The organism is Microbispora sp. NPDC046973 (assembly GCF_040644495.1).
Taxonomy (GTDB): Bacteria; Actinomycetota; Actinomycetes; order Streptosporangiales; family Streptosporangiaceae; genus Microbispora.
This window is the reverse complement of the sequence record NZ_JBEYWQ010000058.1, coordinates 14,081-23,843: the sequence shown is the minus strand read 5'-3', so window position 1 is coordinate 23,843 and position 9,763 is coordinate 14,081. Positions and strand designations below refer to the sequence as shown.

General features: G+C 68.5%; 7 protein-coding genes. 4 read left to right on the top strand and 3 right to left on the bottom strand.

Annotated features, from left to right (window positions below; all coding sequences use genetic code 11):
* The 3 genes from ABZ860_RS41990 to ABZ860_RS41980 all read right to left on the bottom strand — a co-directional run.
* Positions 1–2,516, bottom strand: a 2,516-nt coding sequence (locus ABZ860_RS41990) for a glycoside hydrolase family 95 protein (protein ID WP_357232155.1), incomplete at its 3' end; no start/stop codon positions are given.
* A 99-nt stretch (positions 2,517–2,615) separates the two neighbouring features.
* Complete coding sequence (locus ABZ860_RS41985) at positions 2,616–4,004, bottom strand: lectin (RefSeq protein ID WP_357232152.1); 1,389 nt, start codon at positions 4,002–4,004, stop codon at positions 2,616–2,618.
* A gap of 524 nt (positions 4,005–4,528) precedes the next feature.
* A complete protein-coding gene (locus ABZ860_RS41980) occupies positions 4,529–5,218 on the bottom strand; it encodes an FCD domain-containing protein (protein WP_357232149.1) in 690 nt (229 codons plus the stop codon).
* A gap of 219 nt (positions 5,219–5,437) precedes the next feature.
* Here ABZ860_RS41980 and ABZ860_RS41975 point away from each other — a divergent pair, with 219 nt between their 5' ends.
* From ABZ860_RS41975 to ABZ860_RS41960, 4 genes are all read left to right on the top strand, one after another.
* Positions 5,438–6,715 (top strand): extracellular solute-binding protein, encoded by a 1,278-nt coding sequence (locus tag ABZ860_RS41975; RefSeq protein WP_357232146.1) that lies wholly within the window; start codon positions 5,438–5,440, stop codon positions 6,713–6,715.
* Between the two features lie 157 nt (positions 6,716–6,872).
* Positions 6,873–7,700: a sugar ABC transporter permease gene (locus tag ABZ860_RS41970; protein WP_221891582.1), complete on the top strand. Its 828-nt coding sequence runs from the start codon at positions 6,873–6,875 to the stop codon at positions 7,698–7,700.
* A complete protein-coding gene (locus tag ABZ860_RS41965) occupies positions 7,700–8,527 on the top strand; it encodes a carbohydrate ABC transporter permease (RefSeq protein ID WP_357232143.1) in 828 nt (275 codons plus the stop codon). The genes ABZ860_RS41970 and ABZ860_RS41965 overlap by 1 nt, the downstream gene beginning before the upstream one ends.
* Positions 8,528–8,552: 25 nt before the next feature.
* Positions 8,553–9,737 carry a mandelate racemase/muconate lactonizing enzyme family protein gene (locus ABZ860_RS41960; protein ID WP_357232140.1) on the top strand — a complete coding sequence of 395 codons (1,185 nt, stop codon included), beginning with the start codon at positions 8,553–8,555 and terminating at the stop codon, positions 9,735–9,737.
* Positions 9,738–9,763: the final 26 nt, after the last annotated feature.

Below are 9,763 nucleotides of genomic sequence, written 5' to 3'. Positions count from 1 at the left end.
TTCGACCCCGACGCCACGTTGCCGCCGCTGTCCAGCACCAGACCGGTGGTGACGTTGGCGATCCGCACGTAGCCGGTCGGGGTGGAGCCTCCGCCGGACCCGGTCAGACGATAGGTGCGGCCGGCCTGCCCGGGCAGCGCGATGACGTCGGCCTCGGGCTTGGTGACGGTGACGGCACCGCCGGTCGCGGCGTCGACCACCTGGTAGGTCCCGGTGAAGATACGGCTGCGTACGTTGACCGTGCCGTCGCGGTCGAACTTGACGAGGATCTCGACGGCCCCATCGGAGCTCCAGGTCGCGTCCACCGTGTAGCCGCCACGTCCCCGGAGGCCCTGCACTTTCCCGCTCGGCCAGGCCGTCGGCAGTGCGGGCAGCACGTGCAGCTCGCCGTTGTGGCTCTGCAGCAGCATCTCGGCGATGCCGGACGTGGCGCCGAAGTTGCCGTCGATCTGGAACGGCGGGTGCAGGTCGAACATGTTCGGCGCGAGCCGGTCCGTCCTCACCAGGAGGCCGATCAGGTTGCGCGCCCGGTTGCCCTCCTCCATCCGGGCCCAGTAATTGATCTTCCAGGCCAGCGACCAGCCGGTGCCGTCGTCGCCGCGCAGTTCGAGCGTCCGCCGCGCCGCGTTGTACAGCGTGGGGGTGCCGCGCTTGGTGATCTGGTTGCTGGGGTGCAGGCCGTACAGGTGCGAGATGTGCCGGTGGTTCTGCTCGGTCTCCACCCAGTCGTACAGCCACTCCTGGATGTTGCCGCGCGACCCGACCTTCATCGGCGGGAGCCGGTCCCGGGCGGCCAGGACCTGGCTCCGGAAGGTCGCGTCCGTACCGAGGACCTCGCTGGCCTTGGCGCAGCCGTTGAACAGGTCACGCAGGATCTGGTTGTCCATGGTCGGACCGGCGCACACGCTGACGCCCGAGTGGTGGGTCAGCTCCGGCGAGTTCGACGGGTTCGTGACCAGATATCCCAGGCTCGGCTCCTGTACGAGGGTCTCCAGGAAGAACTGCGCGGCGCCCTTCATCGCCGGGTAGTACTGCCGGAGGAACTCGAGGTCGCCGGTGAACAGGTAGTGGTCCCAGATCATGGTGGCCAGCCACGCTCCGCCGGTCTGCCACATGCCGGACGTGGCGAAGTCGACGACCGACGAGCCCCGCCAGCCGTCGGTGTTGTGGTGGGTCACCCAGCCGCCGGCGTTGTACTGCACCCGGGCCGTGCGGGCACCGGTGACCGTGAGGTCGTTGATCATCCTGAACACCGGCTCGTAGCACTCCGCCAGGTTCGTCGTGTCGGCCGGCCAGTAGTTCATCGGCAGGTTGGCGTTGAGGGTGTACTTGGAGTCCCACGCCGGGGTCAGCGAGTCGTTCCAGATGCCCTGCAGGTTGGCCGGCTGGGTGCCCGGTCGCGAGGAGGAGATCAGCAGGTAGCGGCCGAACTGGAACAGCAGCGCCGAGAACTGCGGGTCGTTGGTGGTGGCGTGCTGCGCGATCCGCACGTCGGTCGGCTGGTCGGCCGCCGCGGTGCGGCCGAGGTCGAGTGTCGTGCGCCCGAACAGCCGCTGGTAGTCGGCCACGTGCCGGGCGCGCAGGTCGTCGTAGGTCCTGCCGTTGGCGGCGTCGAGGTATCGCCGCGCGATGCCCTGGTAGTCGCCGCTGACGTCCTTGTAGTTCACGTAGCTGGAGCCGATGGAGATCAGCACGGTCACGCTGTTGGCGGCCCTCACCTGCAGCGTGCCGCCGGAGCTGCTGACGGTGCCGCCGTCGACGACGGCCCGGGCCAGCGCCAGGAACCTGACCTTGCCCGACAGACCCCTCTGATCGCCGGAGACGCCGTCGAGCGCCACCGTCGTGCCGTCCGGGCTGGAGCGCGTCGTCCGCTGGGGGCTGTCGAACGTCGCGGAGAACGTGATGGACCCGGGCTTGTCGGCGGTCAGGCGCAGGGCGATCACCTGGTCCGGCGCGCTCGCGAGCACCTCTCGCCGATACCGGACGCCGTTTTGCAGGTACGTCGTCGTCGTGGTGGCCGTGGTCAGGTCCAGGAACCGGTTGTACTCCGAGACGCCGCTGGCGCTGCCGAAGGTCAGCCGCAGATTGCCCACGGTCTGGTACGCGAGCTGAGCGGAGGGATTGCCCAGCATGTTCTGGTCGATCAGGCTCTGGGCCTGGCTCCACTGGTTCTGGAAGACCAGTTGCCGGATCTGCCCCAGCGCCGCCGCGCCCTTCGTGTTGCTCTGGTCGTAGGGCCCTCCGGCCCAGATCGTGTCCTCGTTGAGCTGCAGCCGCTCGGTGTCGACGTTGCCGAACACCATGGCACCCAGGCGGCCGTTACCGATCGGAAGCGCACGCAGCCAATCCGTGCCGGCGCTCCCGTCGTACCACAGCGCCAGATCGTTGGCGGCGCGTACTTCCGGTGGCGGTGCCGACGCGGCCCGCGCAGTGGCCGTCCACTGCACCGGCAGCATCGCGGCTCCGGCGCCGATCGCACCGAGTCTCAGCAGTTGCCTTCGCGATACATCAGCCATTGAGGTTCTCCAAACGCATGGATTGCGGGCGGACCGGTTCGTGTGAGGCTCTCGCCCGCGCGGGACGGCGATCGGGCCGCTCCGGTGAGGGGTCGCGGGTCAGGTGCGGGTCCATTTCTGGTTGGTGCCGCCGTGGCAGGTCCAGATCTGGGTCTTGGTGCCGTTGGCGGTGCCGGCGCCGGACACGTCCAGGCACTTGTTCGCGCCGACGGCGGTGATGCTTCCGTCGGAGTTGAGGCGCCACTTCTGGTTGTTCTGGCCGTTGCAGTCCCAGATGATCACGCTGGCGCCGTCGGCCGTGCTGCCGCCGTTGACGTCGAGGCACTTGTTGCCGTAGACGCGCAGTTCACCGGCGCTGGTGGTAGTCCACTGCTGGTTGGGCTGGCCGTTGCAATCCCAGATCTGCGCCTGGGCGCCGTTGGCCTGCGAGGCGCCGTTGACGTCCAGGCACCGCCCCGACGCCACACCCTTCAGGGCGCTCGTCGCCGGCGGATTGCCGCTCGGTGAGACGGTCGGCGAGGCGGTCGGCGAGGGAGAAGGTGAGGCCGGCGGCGTCGGGTTGTCGCCTGCGAACTGCGCGAAGAAGTTCCACACCACTGGCCTGGTCCAGGAGTTCTCGCCAGGTTCGAGGTCGCCGGACTTCCCGTCCACGGGATTCGGCGTGTGACCCGCGTCGAACGCCGCCCACGCGACCGGATACCCGGCCCGGCACCCCGAGTAGTAGGTGACGATGTGCGTCAGGCTGCCCTGCGCCGGCTCCGGCGGGTTCTGGGGGGTGCAGCCGTTGTTCCTGACGAACGTGTCACGCAGCCCTCGCCCCAGAGAGATGTTGAGCACCGGGTCCCTGAGGCCGTGCAGCCCGATGTACGCGATGGGCTGGGTGCCGCCGTTGCACCCGCTGAGCTGTGCGCCGGAGTAGACCGCCACGGCGCGGAAGACCGTCGACCGGGCGCAGGCGAGCGCGTAACTCATGCCGCCGCCGTAGCTGAAACCCATGGCGAAGCGCTGCGTCGTGTCGACGCAGAGGTCCGCCTCGATCCGCCGGATCATGTCGTCGACGAAAGTGATGTCCTCACCGCCGGAATTGGCCCAGCCGTTGTTGACACCCTGCGGCGCGACGAAGATCGCCGTGTTGTTCGACAATGCCCTGAGCCCGTAATAGGACCAGGGGTATCCACTGGTTCCGCCCGAGTCGACGTCGTTCGCGGTGCCGCCGTTCCAGTGAAACCCGAAAATCAACCGGTAGGGCGTGGTGTTGTTGTAGCCGTCGGGAATCCTCAGGATGTAGCTGCGGGTTTTCCCGCTGGTCGAAATCGACTGCGTACCGCTTCTCAGCGTCGGAGTCTTGCCGCATCCCGCGGTGGCCGCGAGGGCGCTCTTCCTGGCGAGCGACGTGGTCGCGCTGTCGCCCAGCGCCGTCTGCGCAGTGGCCAGAACGAGCAATGCCGCAGTCGCGACAGCGGTGAAGAGGGACCTGTACCTCGACATCACGCAAGTTCCTTTGCCGTTCCCGTGGTGACACACGGAGATGGGGGAGCCATTCCTGTCTGCGCCTTTTCTGGAGTGACCGCGTCAGTCGATCCTGCGTTTTCCGGTCGCTGACTCGGTGAATACCCGATCGATCCGGCGCGCGCGTTCCGCCTATCGAAACCGCCGGCCCGGCGCACAGGGGCAGGCCGGTCGCGGCAGGTATGTTAGCGCTCACATCGGGCGCCGTGATCGAATCTCCTTTCTTTCGGGAGGCTGGAGCCGATGGTGCAGCGGAGCAAATATGACCGTGACAAGACTTGTCAACACCGGGTCTTTCCGGCGCGGCGGGGCCCGTGCCCGAGACGAACCGTCGCTCCCGCGTCTGACCAGGGGAGCGCCCGCGGTCGCCATCGGCAGGCGGCGATGAAACTTTCACCGCCCGGCGAGCGAATCGTTCCGGAGGACGCGAGCGGGCGGTCGGGGGCCGGCCGGTCACCCCCAGCCCTGCCCGGGCGGGGTGGGCGGTAGCGCGGGGACGCGGCCTAACGCTGGAGCCGTACGGGATCGGCCGGTCCGCTGCGGCGGACGAGCCAGGCCTCGGTGATGTGGTTGAACATCGCCTCGGAGGCGCCCTCGGGATCGTGGGCGGCGACGCGTTCGTAGATGCGGCGGTGGCCCAGGTTCGACGCCACGCACAGGGCTCGCTCGGTCCGGCCCATGTAGCGGGCGGTGTTCACGACCTGGCTCTCCAGCGCCCGCACGACGCCTCGGGCGATGCGGTTTCCCGACGCCTGCATGATCGTGTCGTGGAAGGCGCGGTCGCTTTCCGCGTACGTGACAGGGTCGTCCACGAGCTGGTCCATCTGGTCCACCAGCGCGCGCAACCGCTCGACCGTGTCCGGCCCGGCCAGGCGGGCGGCGACGTTCGCCATGTCGGACTCGAGCACACGCCGCGTCACGACGAGGTCGTCGAGAATCGCCAGGCTCTCGTCCTCGGCGATGGTCGCCGCGAGGACGAGCTCGTCGAGCATGTCCCACATCGCGGGCGGGGTCACCATCGTGCCGGCGCCCTGGCGGACCTGCACCAGCCCCTTCTCCTGCAGGACTTTCACGGCCTCCCTGACGACGGTGCGGCTGACGGAGAAGGCTTCGCACAGCGCGGGCTCGGGGGGCAGCGGTGTCCCCGGCGGGTGCACGCCGCGTACGATGCGCTCCACCAGCTCGGCGGTCACCGCTCGGGCGAGGCTGGCCGGGCGTCGTACCCAGGCCGGTGGCGCCGGGGTACCGCCGGCCGTTTCCTGCGATGCCGTCATATCCCCCTCCGGTGGCCCTGGCCAAGGAGCGCCACCGCGTCAGTATACGCGACGTCTATTGACGTCAGACGTCATACGAGTTACCTTTCGCCGGACACGGCCGGGTCCGCCGGCCGCTCTCGGAGAGTGAGAGCAGCGATGAAGCAGAGAGCCTTGTGGTCGGCGGTGATGGTCGCGGGACTGACCGTGGCCGGCTGCGGGAGCGCGGCACGGACGGAGGCCCCGTCCGGAGACTCTCAGCAGAAGCAGCAGAAGCTCGTGGTCTGGGACTGGAAATCAAGTGAACCGACCGCGGCGGATTATATCGAGAAGGCGAAGGCCGACTTCGCCAAGCGGCATCCCGGCGTCACCGTCGAGTTCGTCGCCCAGCCGTTCGACCAGTACTACACCCTGCTGGGCACGGCCATCCAGTCCAACAAGGGGCCGGACGTCATGCTCTTCAACGGCGGCGGGCAGATCCGTGACCGGGTCGACGCGCTCCTTCCGCTGGACCAGTACGTGGCCGGGGACAAGAGCCGGCTGGCGGGCTGGGACGCGTTCAGCAAGGACGGCAAGATCTACGCCGCGCCGGTGACCCTGCAGGGACACCCGATCTACTACAACAAGGCGCTCTACGAGAAGGCCGGTCTCGACCCGGCGAATCCGCCCAAGACATGGGACGAGTTCGCCGGCGACTGCGCCGCCATCAAGAAGGCGACCGGGGCGTCGTGCTTCGCGCTCGGCAACAAGGAAGGCTTCGGGATCCAGTTCTTCATGTCGGGCCTCGGATCCGGCATCCTGACGCCGCAGGAGTACGACGACTGGATCGGCGGGAAGCGCGACTGGACCTCTCCCCACGTGAAGCGGATCTTCGAGTTGTGGAAGGACGCCAACGACAAGGGGCTGAACAACAAGGGCGCCAACTCCACCGCGATGTTCACCGACATCTTCAGAGTCTTCGAGACCGGTAAGGCCGCCCACATCATCGGGCTGATGTCGGACATCGGGCACTGGAAGGACTTCGGCGAGTTCCTGCCACCCGACAAGATCGGCGTCATGCAGGCCCCCGTCGTCGCCGACGGAGCCACCCCGAGCCTTCCGTACGACGGCGGCATCGGCTACGCGGTCGCGAAGTGGACGAAGGATCCGGGCCTGGCCGCCGATCTGGTGCGCTCCCTGACCTCGACCGACGCGTTGACCGCGTTCTACTCCAAGGCCGGCGCGATCGCGTCCGACACGACGATCGACGTCTCGCAGGCCGGCCCGGCCGTCGCCGCGATCGTGTCCGAGATCAAGACCGGCAAGCCCGCCCTGCACGTCGCGCTGTCCTCCAAGACCCTGGACCTGATGGGAAGGCTGTCCCAGCAGCTCCTCAGCGGGTCGACCACGGTGGACAAGGCGGTGGAGCAGCTGGCCGCCTCCGACCGGGCGGGCTGATCGCGTGCCGCTCGGAGGTTCGTCGCCGTTGGTCCGCCCGGCAGGGTCCGGGCGGGCCGGCGGAGCGACGACGAAGCAGGGGGAACCTCGCGAGGGGGCGGCTACCCGGCCGGCCTCCCGCGGGGCGCGCGCGGAACGCCTCGCCCCCTACGTCCTGGTGGCCCCGGCCGTACTGATCATCGTGGTGCTGCGGCTGTGGCCGCTCGTCCTGGGCGTCAACTTCTCCTTCACGGGCGACGGCGAGCTCAACGGGACCCCGGTCGGCCTGAGCAACTACCTGGAGCTGGCCGGCGACCCGTTGTTCCACACCTCGCTGCGCAACGTCGGGCTGCTGGTGCTGCTGCTCCCCGTGGCGGTGGCGATCCCGGGCCTGCTCGCCACCTTCATCTATCTGCGCGTTCCGGGGCACCGGGTCTACCGCAGCGTCTACTTCTTCCCGGCTGTGCTCTCCCCGGTGATCGTCGGCGCGATCTTCAACCTCATGCTCGGGTTCGACGGCCCGCTGAACGCCGCCCTCGGGGCGATCGGCGTCGGCCCGGTCGACTGGCTCGGCGATCCGGGCATCTCCATGTTCACGGTCGTCGGCGTGCACGTCTGGGCGACGTTCGGGATGGCCCTGGTGGTGTTCCTCGCCGGGTTCAGCACCCTCGACGCCTCGCTTCTGGACGCCGCCCGCGTGGACGGCGCGTCGCTCCGCCAGGTCATCTGGCACGTGATCATCCCGAGTCTGACGCGCACCATCCAGTTCGTCTTCGTGACCACGATGATCGGGATGCTGACGTCCATGTTCGGCCTGCTCTTCGTCATGACCAGCGGGGGACCGGAGGGATCGACCTACCTGCCGGAGTACTACATCTGGCACCAGCAGGGACAGATGAACCGGCCGGCGCTCGCCTCGGCCGCCTCGACGGTTCTCTTCGTCGTCATGCTCGTGGTGGGGCTCCTGCAGATCACTCTGCTCCGCCGCGCGGGGAGGCAGGACTGATGCCCGGCAGGCGTCTGGCCAGGTGGGTGGCCGCCGTTCCGATGGCCGCTCTTGCCCTGGCGACGATCTATCCTCTCGTCTTCACCGCCAACGTCGCGATGAAGACCCGGCGCGACTACATCCTCGACCGGTTCTCCCTCACGGATTCCCTGCGCTGGGACAACATCGCCGAGGCATGGGCCGGCGCCGGAATGGCGCGATACTTCGCCAACTCGTTCATCGTCGTGTCGTTCGCCGTGGCCCTGCTGCTGCTGTTGGGGTCGATGGCGGGCTTCGCGCTGAGCCAGTTGCGGTTCCGCGGCTCTTCGGTGATCTTCCTGGGCTGTCTCGCGGGGCTGTTCATCCCGTTCCAGGTGATCATGGTGCCGCTCACCAGGATCATGGCCGACAGCGGGCTCGTCGACACCTACCCGGGACTGATCCTGGCCTACGTCGCGCAGTTCCTCCCGTTCACCGTCTTCCTGATGACGAGCCACTACAGGACCATTCCGGCGGAGATCGTCGACGCGGCCAGGATCGACGGAAACACGGTGTACGGGGTGTACCGGCGGATCATGCTCCCGCTGGGCGTTCCGGCGCTGCTCTCCGTAGGAATCCTCGACACCCTGTTCTGCTGGAACGATGTGCTGATCTCCCTGCTGATGATGCCGTCGCCCGAGCATCGGACCCTCATGATCGGGGTCAACTCACTGCGCGGACAGTACTCCGACGACATTCCCACCTTCGCCTCGGGAGTCCTGATCGCCGCGATACCCGTGCTGATGCTGTATCTCTTCCTCCAGCGCCAGATCGCCGACGGCGTCACCGCCGGTTCCACGAAGGGCTGACATGCGGATCACGGGGTATCGGACCATGACGACGGTCCAGGAATGGGGCCGTCCCGTCGGTGACGCCAACGGTGTCTTCCCCGACGGAGTCGTCTCGACGCCGATCGTCATGGTGGACACCGACGAGGGGATCACCGGCGTCGGCCTGGGGCCGCACGTGGAAATCGACGCCGTGTTCGCCGCCATCGAGGGCGAGGATCCGCGCGGCGTGACGGCGCTCTACGACCGGATGCTGCGGCAGACCTTCAAGGCGGGGCACGCGGGCGCCGTGTTCGGCACGATCGGCGCACTCGACACCGCCCTGTGGGACATCAAGGCGCAGGCGGCCGGTGAACCGCTCTGGCGCCTGCTGGGCGGACGGGACAGGCGGGTTCCCGCCTACGCCTCGGGCCTCGACATCGGCCTGACCGACGACGAGCTCGTCTCCGTCTATCAGGTCTACGCCCAGCACGGTCTGCGGGCGGCCAAGCTCAAGGGCGGCCTCGACATCGAACGCGACCGGCACCGCCTGACGCTGGTGCGAGATGTCCTGACCGAGGCCGGGCAGGGATTGCGGCCGGGCCTCATGCTCGACGTGAACGAGGCCTGGACCCGCAAGCAGGCGGTCCGGCACGTCTGCGAGCTCGAGCGCACTTTTGATCTCACCTGGATCGAAGAGCCGGTCCGGCGGTGGGACGCCGAAGGCCTGGCCGTCGTCGGCCGGGGGATCCGCGCCTCCGTCGCCTCGGGGGAGAACCTGACCGGGCTCGAGCAGTTTCGTCCGCTGCTCGCCGCGGGAGCGGTCGACATCGTCCAGACGGCCGCGGTCTGGGGGGTGACCCACTTCCTCCGGGTGTCCGCCCTGGCGCACGCCCATGACCTGCCGGTCAGCCCGATCGGCACCACGCCGATCGCGCTGCTGCACGCCGCGACGTCGGTGCCGAACCACATGGCGAGCGAGTTGCAGGACCTGTACCCGCCGGTCGGGATATCGCTCGACCTGTACGTCGAGAACGGCGCCTTCGTCCTCGGAGACACGCCGGGCCTCGGGATCACGATCGACGAGCAGGCGATCGACACGTTCGCGCGCCGGCCGAACGCCAGGGCCGCCAAGGGCCCCAACATCCGGCCGGAGCACGCCGGACGACGACTTCTCGCCGTGACCGGCGGCTCTTCACCGAGCGCTCTTTGGGGTGGGACGACGCCTTCCGCGGCCGACGCCGGCGGCTGAGCCCCCACCCCGCGTCGGCATGGAGT